The sequence below is a fragment of the Agromyces sp. NPDC058136 genome (genome assembly GCF_042884375.1).
Lineage (GTDB): Bacteria > Actinomycetota > Actinomycetes > Actinomycetales > Microbacteriaceae > Agromyces.
Genome location: NZ_JBHVUA010000006.1, coordinates 163,001 through 178,054 on the forward strand (window position 1 = coordinate 163,001; position 15,054 = coordinate 178,054).

The window sequence follows — 15,054 nt, forward strand, 5'->3', positions numbered from 1 at the left end:
ATCCCGGCTGCCCCTCATGAGCCCGAGTCGGCGGACTCGCGACGCGGTGTTTGACTCGCTCCACCGCCTGTGCGACGGTGGCGGAAGTCGGAGCACCAGGCCGGCGAAGGGGGAACAGCATGGCGTACGACGTCGATGACGCCGGCGGACGCGGTGAGCGGGGCACGGCGAAGCCGGGACGCCCCCGTGGCATCCGCGGAGTGCTCGCGGTGCCGTTCGCGATCGTGAGCGCCCTGGCCGTGACCCTCGGCATCGCGCAGCCGGCCGAAGCCGCACCCCAGCCGGTGAAGCGGCAGCCGAAGCCCAAGGCCGCACCGCTCGGGACGATCGTGCCCGTCGCCGCCGCGGCGACCGCCGAGTCCGTGCCGGCCGAGATCGTCGTCGCCGAGGGCGACACGGTCAGCGGAATCGCCGAACGATTCGGCCTCTCGACCGCCGAGGTGCTGGCGCACAACGGCCTCGGGTGGTCGAGCATGATCTTCCCCGGGCAGCGGCTCGCCCTCCCCGGCGGTCGCGCGACGCCCGTCGCCCCCGCACCCGACGCGATCGCGAAGCACCAGGTCGCCGAGGGCGACACGATGAGCGGCATCGCCGCGCGCTACGGGGTCGCCCTCGACGAGCTCCTGCAGGTGAACGGGCTCGGCCGGCAGTCGCTCATCTTCCCGGGCGAATCGATCGTGCTGCCGCCTGCGGCGGGCACGGCCGCGCCTTCCGAGGCGCCGGCACCGCCCACGTCGGCGCCCGCCCCGGTCACGGCACGTCCGCCCGACACCCACCTCGTCGTGGACGGCGACACCGTCTGGGACATCGCCGCACGCAACGAGGTGGAGGTCGCGGCACTCATCGCCGCGAACGGGCTCGACCAGAGCGCGACGATCCGCCCGGGCCAGCAGCTCGCGATCCCCCGACCGGTCGCCGTCGTCCAGGTGGCATCCGTGAGCGCCGTGCTCACCGAGGAGATGCGGGCGAACGGACGGCTCATCGTCGACATCGGCCGCGCACTCGGCGTCCCCGACCGGGGCATCGTCATCGCCCTCGCCGCCGCCGCCCAGGAATCCGGCATGAGGAACGTGCGGCACGGCGACCTCGACTCGCTGGGACTCTTCCAGCAGCGCCCCAGCCAGGGCTGGGGCACGGTCGACCAGGTGCTCGACCCGGTGCGAGCGACGACCGCCTTCTACGGCGGCCCGAGCAACCCGAACCCGGGCGTCACCGCCGGGCTCCTCGACATTCCCGGCTGGGAATCGATGTCGCTCACCGACGCCGCCCAGGCCGTCCAGCAGAGCGCCCACCCCGACCACTACGCCAAGTGGGAGGTCCAGGCGCGAGCCTGGCTCGACGAACTCGGCTGAAGCGCATCACGATGGGGTTTCGATCGGCGCGTCTACGGCGTTTGTTCAGATCGAGGCATATGCCGTTTCGTAGACTCTCACAGTGACCAACGCACCTGCAGACCCGATGATCGGCCGTCTCATCGACGGCCGCTATCAGGTGCGCTCGCGGATCGCCCGCGGCGGCATGGCCACCGTGTACCTCGCGACCGACCTCCGCCTCGAGCGGCGCGTCGCGATCAAGATCATGCACGGCCACCTCGCCGACGACAACACCTTCAAGACGCGCTTCGTGCAGGAGGCCCGCTCGGCCGCCCGACTCGCGCACCCGAACGTCGTCAACGTCTTCGACCAGGGCCAGGACGCCGACATGGCGTACCTCGTCATGGAGTACCTGCCCGGCATCACGCTGCGCGAGCTGCTGAAGGACTACAAGAAGCTCACCCCCGAGCAGACCGTCGACATCATGGACGCGGTGCTGTCGGGCCTCGCCGCCGCGCACAAGGCCGGCATCGTGCACCGCGACCTCAAGCCCGAGAACGTGCTGCTCGCCGACGACGGCCGCATCAAGCTCGGCGACTTCGGCCTCGCCCGCGCGGCCAGCGCGAACACGGCGACCGGGCAGGCACTGCTCGGGACGATCGCCTACCTCTCCCCCGAACTCGTGACCCGCGGGGTCGCCGACGCGCGCAGCGACATCTACGCGGTCGGCATCATGATGTTCGAGATGCTCACGGGCGAGCAGCCCTACGTCGGCGAAGCGCCGATGACGATCGCGTACCAGCACGCGAACGACGAGGTGCCCGCACCCAGCTCGAAGAACCCGGCCGTGCCGCACGAGCTCGACGAGCTCGTGCTGTGGGCCACCCGTCGCGACCCCGACGAGCGCCCCCGCGACGCCCGCGAACTGCTCGACAAGCTCCGCGAGGCCGAGCCGGTGCTGCGCTCCTCGCACGTACCGCTCACGACGCAGTCGACCATGGTGCTCCCCGTCGCCGCCGATCTGCTCGGCACCGCGACCGCCGAGACGCGCGTGCTCGGCGAAGCCGCGCTCGTGCCGGGCGCCGCGGTGGCCACCGCGGAGTCCTCCGACGGCGACCACGACGTCGACGAACTCACCGCGACCACCGCGCGACGCAAACGCCGCGGCTACTGGATCCTCGCGCTCGTCGTCCTCCTCACCGGCCTCGCGGCCGGCACGGGCTGGTACTTCGGCGCCGGGCCCGGTGCGTCGACGACGATCCCGCACACCAGCCTGAAGACGCCCGACGAGGCCCTCGCGCTGCTCGCCGACGCCGGCTTCGAGGTCGTGCAGGAGACGCGCACCGATCCCGAGATCCCCGCCGGAACGGTCATCGACACCGACCCCGCCGGCGGGAAGTCCGCCGGCAACGGCTCGACGGTCACCCTGCTCGTCTCCGAGGGTCCGCGCATCCTCGAGGTGCCCGATGTCGAGGGCGAGCCGGTCGACGAAGCCACAAAGGCCCTCGCCGAGTTCACGCTGCTCGACCCGATCGAGCAGTTCTCCGGCGACGTTCCCGACGGCTCCGTCATCGGCGCGATCGGCGCCGACGGTGCGGCGGTGCCCGCGAGCTACCCCGAGCGCGGCGAGATCACCCTCATCGTCTCGGTCGGCCCTGTGCCGCCCGTCGAGGGCCTCCCCCTCGCCGAGGCCGAGCAGAAGCTGAAGGACGCCGGGCTCAAGGTCGTCGTCAAGGACCCCGAGTTCTCCAACGACGTGCCGAAGGACAACGTCCTGAAGGCCGACTGGATGAACGACCCCATGCGCCCGGGGACCTCGACCGTCGAGCTCACCGCGTCGAAGGGCCAGGACCTCGTCACGGTGCCGAACGTCGTCGGCGTGAAGCTCGAAGACGCGATCGAGCAGCTCGAGGCGGCCGGGTTCACGGTCACCCACAGCTTTCCGGGGGCCTTCATCGCGTTCGCGACGGTGAGCCAGCAGAATCCGGCCGCCGACACGCAGGCCGTGCGCGGCAGCACCATCACCCTCGTGGCGACGCTGACCGTCTGACCCCTCCTCCCCCGTACCGCGCCCCTGTCGGCGCACGAGCAGGGGCACGCGGCGGCGCCTGATGCGGCGCCCTGCGGGTCCTCCTCGTCCGCGCCGGCCCACCTGCGCCACGAACGAGTTCGGCGCGTGGCATCCGAACCATGACGATCACGGATGCCACGCGCCGAAGCTGCGTGCGCGGTGCGCTCAGCGGGCTGCGAGCTCCTCGGCGACGAGGAACGCGAGCTCGAGCGACTGCATGTGGTTGAGGCGCGGGTCGCACAGCGACTCGTAGCGGGTCGCGAGGGTCGCCTCGTCGATGTGCTCGGAGCCGCCGAGGCACTCGGTCACGTCGTCGCCCGTGAGCTCGACGTGGATGCCGCCGGGGTGCGTGCCCGCAGCGCGGTGCGCCTCGAAGAAGCCCTTGACCTCGTCGACGACGTCGTCGAAACGACGGGTCTTGTAGCCGTTGGGCGTCGTGATGCCGTTGCCGTGCATGGGGTCGGTCACCCACAGCGGGTTCGCATCGCTCTGCTTGATCGCCTCGAGCAGCGGCGGCAACGCCTCGCGGATCTTGCCTGCGCCCATGCGCGTGATGAACGTGAGACGACCCGGCTCGCGGTTCGGGTCGAGCTTCTCGATGAGCTCGAGCATCGTCTCGGGCGTCGTCGTCGGGCCGAGCTTCACGCCGATCGGGTTGCGCACCCGCGACAGGAAGTCGACGTGCGCGCCGTCGAGCTCACGGGTGCGCTCGCCGATCCAGATGAAGTGACCGCTCGTGACGTACGGGGTGCCCGTGCGCGAATCGATGCGCGTCATCGGCCGCTCGTAGTCCATCAGCAGACCCTCGTGGCCCGTGTAGAACTCGGTGTGCTTCAGCGCCTCGAAGTCGGCACCGCAGGCGTCCATGAACTTCACGGCGCGGTCGATCTCGCGAGCCATCGACTCGTAGCGCGAGTTCGCCGGGTTCTGCGCGAAGCCCTGGTTCCACGAGTGCACCTGACGCAGGTCGGCGAAACCGCCCTGCGTGAACGCGCGGATGAGGTTGAGGGTCGACGCGGCGGTGTGGTAGCCGCGGATGAGGCGACCGGGGTCGGCCGCACGCGACTCGGGGGTGAAGTCGTAGCCGTTGACGATGTCGCCGCGGTAGGCCGGCAGCGTCACGTCGCCGCGGGTCTCGTGGTCGCTCGAGCGGGGCTTCGCGAACTGGCCCGCCATGCGGCCCATCTTCACGACCGGCATCGAGGCGCCGTACGTGAGCACCACGGCCATCTGCAGCACCGTCTTGACCCGGTTGCGGATCTGGTCGGCGGTCGCACCCGCGAAGGTCTCGGCGCAGTCGCCGCCCTGCAGGAGGAACGCCTCACCGCGCGACGCGGCCGCGAGGCGCTCGCGCATCGTGTCGACCTCGCCCGCGAACACGAGCGGCGGGAGCGTCGCGAGCTCGGCCGACGCCGCGGCGGCCGCCTCGGCCGACGGCCAGGTGGGCTGCTGCTTGATCGGCAGGTCGCGCCAATAGTCGAGGCCCGCGATCACGGAGGGATCTGCGTTCACGAAGGGCTCGACGAGCTGTACCACGAGTGTGTCCTGAGGGGTGAAGGGCGACGGTGCGCCGTGATGCGGAACGGCGACGCAGATCGCGCCGCCGTGCATCGAGCCTACCGCGATTGCGAGGCCCGCTGCTCCTTCACGGAACTCGCGTAGACGTCGACGTATTCCTGGCCGCTCAGGCTGCGGAGACGGTAGACCAGTTCGTCCGTCACAGAACGCAACACGAAGCGGTCGCCCTCGAGTCCGTCGAATCGCGAGAAGTCGATCGGCTCGCCGACGATGATGCCGATGCGGCGCACCTTCGGCAGTCGCTTGCCGATCGGCATGACGTGCTCGGTGCCGATCATCGCCACCGGGATGACGGGGACACCCGACTCGAGCACCATGCGGGCGACGCCCGTGCGGCCGCGGTAGAGCTTGCCGTCGGGGCTGCGGGTGCCCTCGGGATAGATGCCGAGGATGCTGCCCTCGCCGAGCACGCGAAGGCCGGTGTTCAGGGATGCCTCGGACGCCTTGCCGCCGGAGCGGTCGATCGGCAGTTGACCGGCGGCCTGGAAGAACTTGCGCGTCGCCCAGCCCTTGAGGCCCTTGCCGGTGAAGTACTCGCTCTTCGCGAGGAACACGACCGGCCGGTCGACGACGAGCGGCAGGAAGATCGAGTCGATGAACGAGAGGTGGTTCGAGGCGAGCACGACGGCGCCCTGCTTCGGCACGTTCTCGAGCCCGACGACCCATGGACGGAAGATCGAGAGGAGGATCGGCCCGATCACGAGGTTCTTCATGACCCAGTAGAACACCGCACGGCTCCCTTCTCGTGGCGCATCGATCAGCCTACCGTCGGCCGCTCAGGCGTGCTCGGCGACCCAGACGCGGGCGAGATCGGCCGCGCCGACGACACCGGCGTCGTTCTGCATCTCGGCCACGACGAAGTCGGGCTCGGGGTGATAGCCGCGCGCAGGCAGGTGCTCGAGATAGGCCTCCCGGATCGGGTCGAGCAGGAGCTCGCCGGCGATCGCCACTCCCCCGCCGAACACGAATCGCTGCGGGTCGAGCACGGCGGAGAGGCTCGCGGAGGCGGCACCGAGCCAGTGCCCGAGCTGGCGGAGGGCCGCGACCGCGCCGGGGTCGCCGGCCTCGATCAGCCCGCCGACGATCGCGCCGTCGAGCTCGCCGCGCTCGGCCCGGGCGCGCGCGAGCGCCTGCCCGATGCCGCCGGCGTCGGCGATCTCGCCCGCCATGCGCAGCAGCGCCCGCCCGGAGCCGTACTGCTCGATGCAGCCGCGCTGGCCGCAACCGCATGCGAGGCCGTCGGGCACGACGCGCAGGTGGCCGAGCTCGGCGCCGGCCCCGAAGCCGCCGCGGAACAGGCGGTCGCCCGCGACGATGGCGCCGCCGACGCCGGTGCCGATCGTGAGCATCACCATGTCGCTGACGAGGCGACCGGCGCCGAAGCGGAACTCGGCCCAGCCGGCGGCGTTCGCGTCGTTGTCGACGACGACCGTGCCGCCCACGCGAGCCTCGAGCTTCGCGCGCAGCGGCTCGTTGCGCCAGTCGATGTTCGGCGCGTAGTAGAGCGTCGACTGGGCGGCGTCGACGAATCCCGCCGCCGCGACGCCGACGGCGGCGATCTCGTCGCCGCCCCGCAGCCCCTCGATCATCGCGACGACCGCGTCCTCGAGGGATCGGGGGTCGGCCGGCGTGGGCACCCGGTCGCTGCGGATGATGGTGCCGAGCTCGTCGATGACGGCTCCGGCGATCTTCGTTCCGCCGATGTCGATTCCGATCGCGTGCACGCGGACGCCGCCTTTCTGGGGTCAAGAGGAACGAGGCAAAAACGTGCCGGGACCGTGGCCACGCGAGCAACGACTAGAGTGTAATCGACCCCAATGCCGAGGTCGCGCAGGTACCCGAGCCGGGCGCGATCCTCCCGGTGCCGAAGGAGCTACCGTGACCGAATTCTCCACGCCTGCCGTGGTCGCACCAGACCCGTCCGCGAACACCACCGATCTGCTCGTCGACCGGCTCGCCGCGACGCCCGATTCGGTCCTCTTCTCGCTGCCCACCGCCGACGGCGGCTGGTCGCCGGTGACGACGCGCGAGTTCTACGACCAGGTGATCGCCCTCGCCAAGGGCTTCGTCGCCGCGGGCATCCAGCCCGGCGACAAGATCGGCCTGATGTGCAAGACGCGCTACGAGTGGACGCTGATCGACTTCGCCGCCTGGTTCGCCGGCGCCGTGCTCGTGCCCGTCTACGAGACGAGCTCGCCGTCGCAGGTCCGCTGGAACCTCAGCGACTCGGGCGCCATCGCGGTCATCGTCGAGACCCCCGACCACTTCGCGCGTTTCGACGAAGTGCACCCCGATCTCCCCGCGATCCGCAACACCTGGCAGATCGACCTCGGCGACCTCGAAAAGCTCGCCGCGAGCGGCACCGAGATCGCCGACGACGAGATCGAGCGTCGCCGCAAGCTCGCGAACGGCGACGACATCGCCACCCTCATCTACACCTCGGGCTCCACCGGCAAGCCGAAGGGCTGCGTGCTCACCCACGCGAACTTCGTCGAGCTCTCGCGCAACGCCGCCGTCGGCCTCGACGAGGTCCTCCGCGACCCGAACGGCGCCTCGACGCTCCTCTTCATCACGCTCGCGCACGTCTTCGCCCGCTTCATCGCGGTGCTCTGCGTGCACGCGGGTGTGCGCGTCGGCCACCAGCCCGACACGAAGCAGCTCCTCCCCTCGCTCGGCAGCTTCCAGCCGACCTTCCTCCTCGCCGTGCCGCGCGTGTTCGAGAAGGTCTACAACGTCTCCGAGCAGAAGGCCGAGGCCGGCGGCAAGGGCAAGATCTTCCGCGCCGCAGCCGACACCGCCGTCACGTACTCGATCGCGCTCGAGCAGGGCAAGGTGCCGCTCGGCCTCAAGGTCAAGTTCAAGGTCTTCGACGCGCTGGTCTTCTCGAAGCTCCGCGCGGCGATGGGCGGCAAGGTGCGCTACGCCGTGTCGGGCTCGGCCCCGCTCGGCCCGCGCCTCGGCCACTTCTACCACGCGCTCGGCATCACCATCCTCGAGGGCTACGGCCTCACCGAGACGACGGCGCCCGTGAGCGTCAACCTGCCCTCGAAGTCGAAGATCGGCACCGTCGGGCCCGCGCTGCCGGGCAACTCGATCCGCCTCGCCGCCGACGGCGAGATCCAGGCGAAGGGCATCTCGGTCTTCAAGGAGTACTGGAAGAACCCCGAGGCGACCGCCGAGGCGTTCGACGGCGAATGGTTCAAGACCGGTGACATCGGCTCGTTCGACGCCGACGGGTTCCTCACGATCACCGGCCGCAAGAAGGAGATCATCGTCACCGCCGGCGGCAAGAACGTCGCCCCGGCCGCGCTCGAGGACCCGATCCGCGCGAACCCGCTCGTCGGCCAGGTCGTCGTCGTCGGCGACCAGAAGCCGTTCATCTCGGCGCTCGTCACGCTCGACCCCGAGATGCTGCCGGTCTGGCTCAACAACAACGGCGAGGACGCCGGCATGACCCTGGAGGAGGCCGCGACGAACGCCGCGGTGCTCGCCGAGGTGCAGCGCGCCATCGACGCGGCGAACGAGAACGTCTCGCGCGCAGAGTCGATCCGCAAGTTCACCATCCTGCCGAGCGAGCTCACCGAGGCGAGCGGCCACCTCACGCCGAAGCTCAGCATCAAGCGCAACGTCATCCTCGAGGACTTCGCTCCGCTCATCGAGAGCATGTACTCGGGTGCGCCCGCGACCGAGGGTCACTCGATCGTGAGCTGACGCTCCCCCGCGACGACGAAACGCCCCACGGGATTCCCGTGGGGCGTTTCCCGTCGGATCAGAACCAGTCCGACTCGCGGATCTCCTTCATCGCCGACCGCCGCTCGTCCTTCTCGAGGCGGTCGAGGTAGAGCAGGCCGTCGAGATGGTCGGTCTCGTGCTGCAGCGCCTGCGCCATGAGCCCCGATCCCGACACCTCGATCTCGTTGCCGTCGAGGTCGATGCCCCGCACCCGTGCGAAGGGGTAGCGCGGCGTCTTCTTCCACAGACCGGGAACGGACAGGCATCCCTCGTCGATGGCCTCCTTCTCGCCCGAGACCTCGACGATCTCGGGGTTGATGACGTACCCGACCTCGCCGTCGATGTTGTAGCTGAACACGCGGAGGTTCACCCCGATCTGGGAGGCGGCGACACCGGCGCGGCCGGGGATGCGCACACTGTCGACGAGATCGGCGACGAGCGAGCGCACACGATCATCGACCTGTTCGACGGGGGAAGAGACGGTCTTCAAGACGGGGTCGCCGAACAGGCGAATGGGACGTTCTGGCAAGGTTCTCCGATCAGTGCCCGCGTTCGGCGGGCAGGCCTTCCACCACGAGGGCGGCGAGTTCGCGGGCGGCGTGCTGGGTCACCGGGCGCAGTTCGTGCCAGTTGACCACCGACCCGGCCGCGAGCTGGGGGTCGTACGGGATGCGCACGATCTCACGCACGCGCGACTGGAAGTGCGCCTCGATCTCGTCGACCTTGACGAGATGGGTGCCCTGGGTCGCGAGGTTGATCGCGACGACCGCGTTGCGGACGAGTTCACCGTAGCCGTTCGCCTCGAGCCAGGTGAGCGTCTCGGAGGCGAGTCGCGCCTCGTCGACGCTGCCGCCCGAGACGATCACGATCGAGTCGGCCCGCTGCAGCGTCGCGCGCATGACCGAGTGCACGATGCCCGTGCCGCAGTCGGTCAGGACGAGCGAGTAGTACCGCGCCGCGAGCCCCGCGACGACGTTGTAGTCGTTGTCGTCGAACGCCTCGGAGAGCGTCGGATCGGTGTCGGAGGCGAGGATGTCGAGCCGCGTCTCGTCGCGCGAGACGAAGCGGGAGAAGTCGGTGTACCCGCCGATCGACGAGGCCTTGACGACGACGTCGCGCACCGTCTCGCGGGTCTGCCGGTCGACGCGTTCGGCGAGGGTGCCGCGGTCGGGGTTCGCGTCGATCGCGATGATGCGGTCGTCGCGAGCATCGGCGAGGGCCATGCCGAGGAGCGCGGTGATCGTGGTCTTGCCGACGCCGCCCTTGCGGGTGAGCACCGGCACGAAACGCGCACCGCCCTCGAAACGCTTCTGGATGCGCTGGTTCATCGCCTTGTGGGCGCGCGCCTTGGCCGAGTCGCCGAGGTTCACGAGATGCAGGGATGCCTCGTACAGGAACCGGTTGAACCCGCCCTGCGGCGCGGGCCTCGTCGTGCGGTTGAGGTCGATCAGGCGGTCGGCCGTCAGCGACTCGGGGGCTTCGGGCACCTCGGCCGGCAGCGCGACCTCCTGGCCGCCGTCGGCGGTCGCCACGACCTGGGCGGTGCCCCGCGCAGGGGTGTCGGCACGTTCGAGGTCGCGAGTCGCGGCCTTCGACGCGTCGGCCGCCAGCAGTGCGCTGTACGGCGAGGCGTCGCGGCGGGCCGCGCTGCGTGAAGAACCGGCCGAGAGCGTCGCCGAGTGGATCGCGATCGATCGCGTGCCCGTGTCGCCGCCGACGACTGCACCGGGGTTCACCGAGACGTCGTCGATCGCCACGGCGACCTCGTCTTCGGGAACCTCCCGCACGGGGGCCGGGGGCAGGTCGACCCGGAGGTCGAGGTCGGGTGCGGGGACCGCCGCGTGCGCGCCGGTCGAGGTCGACGGGCTCACCCGGTCGACCGGACCCGTGCGCACACCGACCCCCCGGCGCGTCACCGGCCCGGTTTCGTGCGTCTCTTCAGCCACCGAATCCCCTCCTCATCAGTGCCGTTCCACGCCAAGCCTAGCGCGGACGCACGACGACGAGCAGATCACCCGCCTCCACCTGCTGGGTCTTCGGGATCGCGACGCGCTCCACGACGCCCGCGACGGGCGAGGTGATCGCGGCCTCCATCTTCATGGCCTCGATCGACGCCACGCTCTGGCCGGCGGCGATCTCGGTGCCCGCCTCGACCTGCAGGGTGACCACGCCCGAGAACGGCGCCGCGATCTGGCCGGGCTGCGAGGCATCCGCCTTCTCTGCAGCGCGCGTGTCGACGGTGATGCTGCGGTCGCGCACGAAGACCGGGCGGAGCTGCCCGTTCAGGATCGTCATGACCGTGCGCATGCCCTTGTCGTCGGCCTCGCCGATCGCCTCGAGCCCCGCGTAGAGCTTGACGCCCTTCGCGATCTCGACGACGTGCTCGGCACCGGGACGCAGGCCGTACAGGTAGTCGGCGGTGTCGACGACCGACAGGTCGCCGAACAGCTCGCGGATCTGCTCGAACTGGCGCGTCGGCGCCGGGAACAGCAGGGCGTTGAGCGTTGCGCGTCGGGTGGCGCTGTCGGCCTCGAGGGCGGCGCGCTGGTCGGCGGTGAGCTCGGTCACGCCGATACGCACGTCCTTGCCTGCGAGCACCTTCGAGCGGAACGGCTCGGGCCAGCCGCCCGGCAGGTCGCCGAGCTCGCCCGCCATGAAGCCGATGACCGAGTCGGGCACGTCGTACTTCTCGGGGTTCGCCGCGAAGTCGGCCGGGTCGGCCTTGACCGCTGCGAGGTGCAGCGCGAGGTCGCCGACCACCTTCGACGAAGGCGTCACCTTCGGCACGCGACCGAGGATCGAGTCCGCTGCCGCGTACATGTCCTCGATGAGCTCGAAGTCGTCGGCGAGGCCGAGCGCGATCGCCTGCTGGCGCAGGTTCGACAGCTGGCCGCCCGGGATCTCGTGGTGGTACACGCGGCCGGTGGGGCCCGGCAGGCCCGACTCGAACGGCTTGTACAGGCGGCGCACCGCCTCCCAGTAGGGCTCGAGGTCGCTCACCGCATCGAGCGAGATGCCCGTGTCGCGCTCGGTGTGCGCGAGGGCGGCGACGAGCGACGATGCCGAGGGCTGGCTCGTCGTGCCCGCCATCGGAGCGCTTGCGACGTCGACGGCGTCGACGCCCGCGTTGCTCGCGGCGAGGAGCGTCGCGAGCTGGCCGCCCGCGGTGTCGTGCGTGTGCAGGTGCACGGGCACGTCGAAGCGCTCGCGCAGGGCGCTCACGAGCTTCGCCGCGGCAGCCGGGCGCAGCAGGCCCGCCATGTCCTTGATGGCGAGGATGTGCGCGCCGGCCCCGACGATCTCGTCGGCGAGGCGCAGGTAGTAGTCGAGCGTGTAGAGGTTCTCGGCGGGGTCGAGCAGGTCGCCCGTGTAGCAGAGCGCGACCTCGGCGATGCTGTGACCCGTCGAGAGCACCGAGTCGATCGCCGGCCGCATCTGCGAGACGTCGTTGAGTGCATCGAAGATGCGGAAGATGTCGACGCCCGTCGCCGCGGCCTCGCGTACGAACGCGTCGGTCACCTCGGTCGGGTACGGGGTGTAGCCGACCGTGTTGCGCCCGCGCAGCAGCATCTGGATGTTGATGTTCGGCAGCGCCTCGCGCAGGGACGCCAGGCGGTCCCACGGGTCTTCGCCGAGGAAGCGCAGCGCGACGTCGTACGTCGCACCGCCCCAGGCCTCCACCGAGAGCAGCTCGGGCGTGAGGCGGGAGACGTACGGCGCGACGGCCACGAGGTCCTTCGTACGGACACGGGTCGCGAGGAGCGACTGGTGAGCGTCGCGGAACGTCGTCTCGGTGACGGCGAGCGGCGTCTGCGCGCGCAGCGCGGCCGCGAAGCCGACCGGGCCGAGTTCGAGCAGGCGCTGGCGCGAGCCGTCGGGCGCAGGCGCGTGCAGGTCGAGCTCGGGCAGCTTCTCGGCGGGGCTCACGCTGATCGGCGCGGGGCCGTTCGGCTGGTTCACCGTGACGTCGGCGAGCCAGTTGAGGATCTTCGTGCCGCGGTCCTTCGAGACGCGGCCGCGCAGCAGCTGCGGGCGCTCGTCGATGAACGAGGTGCTGAGGTCGCCCGCGACGAACGCCGGGTCCTCCAGCACGGCCTGCAGGAAGGGGATGTTCGTCGAGACGCCGCGGATGCGGAACTCGGCGAGGGCGCGCTTGGCGCGCGCGACCGCGGCGACGTGGTCACGGCCGCGGCAGGTGAGCTTCGCGAGCATCGAGTCGAAGTGCGGGCTGATCTGCGCACCCGGGTTGATCGTGCCGCCGTCGAGACGGATGCCGGCGCCGCCGGGCGAGCGGTAGGTCGTGATCTTGCCCGTGTCGGGGCGGAAGCCGGCCGTCGGGTCCTCGGTGGTGATGCGGCACTGCAGCGCCGCGCCGCGGAGACGGATCTGGCCCTGCTCGAGGCCGAGCTCGGCGAGCGTCGCGCCCGCGGCGATGCGCATCTGCGAGACGACGAGGTCGACGTCGGTCACCTCTTCGGTGACGGTGTGCTCGACCTGGATGCGCGGGTTCATCTCGATGAACACGTGCTGGCCGGCACGCTCGCCCGCGGTGTCGAGGAGGAACTCGACGGTGCCCGCGTTCACGTAGCCGATCGACCGGGCGAAGGCGATCGCGTCGCGGTAGAGCGACTGGCGGACCTCGTCGGAGAGGTTCGGTGCCGGGGCGATCTCGATGACCTTCTGGTGGCGCCGCTGCACCGAGCAGTCGCGCTCGAACAGGTGCACCGTCTCACCGGACGAGTCGGCGAGCACCTGCACCTCGATGTGGCGGGGGCGCAGCACCGCCTGCTCGAGGAACATGGTCGGGTCGCCGAAGGCGCTGTCGGCCTCGCGCATGGCCTCTTCGAGGGCGGCGCGGAGCTCGGGCTTCGCGTCGACACGGCGCATGCCGCGCCCGCCGCCGCCCGCGACCGCCTTCGCGAAGATGGGGAAGCCGATCTCGTCGGCCTGGGAGAGCAGCGCCTCGATGTCGCGCGACGGCGGCGTCGACTTCAGCACCGGGACGCCCGCGGCGATCGCGTGCTCCTTCGCGGTGACCTTGTTGCCTGCCATCTCGAGCACGTGCTTCGGCGGGCCGATGAAGGCGATGCCCGCCTCGGCCGCGGCCTGCGCCAGCTCGGGGTTCTCGGAGAGGAAGCCGTAGCCGGGGTAGATCGCGTCGGCGCCCGACTCCTTCGCCACGCGGATGATCTCCGACACGTCGAGGTAGGCGCGCACCGGGTGGCCGGGTTCGCCGATCTGGTACGCCTCGTCGGCCTTCAGGCGGTGCAGCGAGTTGCGGTCCTCGTACGGGTACACCGCGACCGTCTTCGCACCGAGCTCGACAGCGGCGCGGAACGCACGAATGGCGATCTCACCGCGATTGGCAACCAGGATCTTCGTGAACATGCAAGCCTTTCCGAACGGAATCCGCACAGCGAACGTTTAGGTATCGCCCGAGTAGTAAAGGTAACGTATCTGTTCGTGCACGTTCTCTCCGTCAGCTCCCTGAAAGGCGGCGTCGGCAAGACCACTGTCACGCTCGGACTGGCGTCGGCGGCCTTCGCTCGCGGCGTCCGAACCCTCGTGGTCGACCTCGATCCGCAGTCCGATGTGTCCACCGGCATGGACATCCAGGTCGCCGGCCACCTCAACGTCGCCGACGTCCTCGCGTCGCCGAAGGAGAAGATCGTCCGCTCGGCGATCGCCCCGAGCGGGTGGTCCCGGCAGAACCCGCAGTCGACCATCGACGTCATGATCGGCAGCCCGTCGGCCATCAACTTCGACGGTCCGCACCCCTCGATCCGCGACATCTGGAAGCTCGAAGAGGCCCTCGCCAACGTCGAGGCCGACTACGAGCTCGTGCTCATCGACTGCGCCCCCTCGCTCAACGCGCTCACCCGCACCGCGTGGGCCGCGAGCGACCGCGTCGCCGTCGTCACCGAACCCGGCCTGTTCTCGGTCGCCGCTGCCGACCGCGCGCTGCGCGCCATCGAGGAGATCCGCCGCGGTCTCTCCCCCCGCCTCCAGCCGCTCGGCATCATCGTGAACCGCGCGCGCGTGCAGTCCCTCGAGCACCAGTTCCGCATCAAGGAGCTCCGCGACATGTTCGGCCCGCTCGTGCTCTCGCCGCAGCTGCCCGAGCGCACCTCGCTCCAGCAGGCCCAGGGTGCGGCGAAGCCGCTGCACATGTGGCCCGGCGAGAGCGCCGAGGAGATGTCGGCGAACTTCGACCAGCTGCTCGACCGGGTGCTGCGCACGGCGCGCATCGGCGACTACGCCGGGCTGCCCGCCGAGATCGAGTCGCACGCGATCTGAGCGATCGCGAACGGCCGGCGCGGATGCCCCGTGGCCGGCCTTCCGGCGACCGGTGACGGGCGC

Annotated in this window: 10 protein-coding genes; 4 read left to right on the forward strand and 6 right to left on the reverse strand. The window is 70.6% G+C overall.

Annotated elements, in window-relative coordinates:
- Positions 1-119: 119 nt before the first annotated feature.
- Together ACFVTX_RS16550 and pknB are read left to right on the forward strand one after the other, a co-directional pair.
- Positions 120-1,352, forward strand: a complete 1,233-nt coding sequence (locus ACFVTX_RS16550; protein WP_386902030.1) for a LysM peptidoglycan-binding domain-containing protein — start codon at positions 120-122, stop codon at positions 1,350-1,352.
- An 82-nt stretch (positions 1,353-1,434) separates the two neighbouring features.
- Positions 1,435-3,363 carry a Stk1 family PASTA domain-containing Ser/Thr kinase gene (gene pknB / locus ACFVTX_RS16555; RefSeq protein WP_386902032.1) on the forward strand — a complete coding sequence of 643 codons (1,929 nt, stop codon included), beginning with the start codon at positions 1,435-1,437 and terminating at the stop codon, positions 3,361-3,363.
- 186 nt (positions 3,364-3,549) lie between these two features.
- Here the strand turns inward: pknB and ACFVTX_RS16560 are convergent, their stop codons facing one another.
- From ACFVTX_RS16560 to ACFVTX_RS16570, 3 genes are all read right to left on the reverse strand, one after another.
- Entirely contained in the window at positions 3,550-4,878 is a 1,329-nt protein-coding gene (locus ACFVTX_RS16560; protein WP_386902165.1) for a class II 3-deoxy-7-phosphoheptulonate synthase, read from the reverse strand.
- A 122-nt stretch (positions 4,879-5,000) separates the two neighbouring features.
- A complete protein-coding gene (locus tag ACFVTX_RS16565) occupies positions 5,001-5,690 on the reverse strand; it encodes a lysophospholipid acyltransferase family protein (RefSeq protein ID WP_386902033.1) in 690 nt (229 codons plus the stop codon).
- Between the two features lie 48 nt (positions 5,691-5,738).
- Complete coding sequence (locus tag ACFVTX_RS16570; RefSeq protein ID WP_386902035.1) at positions 5,739-6,686, reverse strand: ROK family glucokinase; 948 nt, start codon at positions 6,684-6,686, stop codon at positions 5,739-5,741.
- Between the two features lie 154 nt (positions 6,687-6,840).
- Here ACFVTX_RS16570 and ACFVTX_RS16575 point away from each other — a divergent pair, with 154 nt between their 5' ends.
- A complete protein-coding gene (locus ACFVTX_RS16575) occupies positions 6,841-8,673 on the forward strand; it encodes an AMP-dependent synthetase/ligase (RefSeq protein WP_386902037.1) in 1,833 nt (610 codons plus the stop codon).
- A gap of 58 nt (positions 8,674-8,731) precedes the next feature.
- On the opposite strand, the gene def is transcribed toward ACFVTX_RS16575, so the two are convergent.
- From def to ACFVTX_RS16590, 3 genes are read right to left on the reverse strand one after another with little or no spacing between them, the layout of a single operon-like run.
- On the reverse strand, positions 8,732-9,223 hold the full coding sequence (gene def / locus ACFVTX_RS16580) for a peptide deformylase (protein WP_386902039.1): 492 nt from the start codon (positions 9,221-9,223) through the stop codon (positions 8,732-8,734).
- A 10-nt stretch (positions 9,224-9,233) separates the two neighbouring features.
- A complete protein-coding gene (locus ACFVTX_RS16585) occupies positions 9,234-10,640 on the reverse strand; it encodes a MinD/ParA family protein (protein WP_386902041.1) in 1,407 nt (468 codons plus the stop codon).
- Between the two features lie 37 nt (positions 10,641-10,677).
- Complete coding sequence (locus ACFVTX_RS16590) at positions 10,678-14,082, reverse strand: pyruvate carboxylase (RefSeq protein ID WP_386902043.1); 3,405 nt, start codon at positions 14,080-14,082, stop codon at positions 10,678-10,680.
- Positions 14,083-14,157: 75 nt separating this feature from the next.
- On the opposite strand from ACFVTX_RS16590, the gene ACFVTX_RS16595 reads away from it, so the two are divergent.
- Entirely contained in the window at positions 14,158-14,991 is an 834-nt protein-coding gene (locus ACFVTX_RS16595; RefSeq protein ID WP_386902045.1) for a ParA family protein, read from the forward strand.
- Positions 14,992-15,054 lie beyond the last annotated feature (63 nt).

Bases quoted from the DNA above. Each gene is read 5' to 3' on its own strand.
- ACFVTX_RS16550 (WP_386902030.1), top strand. From the start codon at position 120: ATGGCGTACGACGTCGATGACGCCGGCGGACGCGGTGAGCGGGGCACG.
- ACFVTX_RS16590 (WP_386902043.1), bottom strand. From the start codon at position 14,082: ATGTTCACGAAGATCCTGGTTGCCAATCGCGGTGAGATCGCCATTCGT.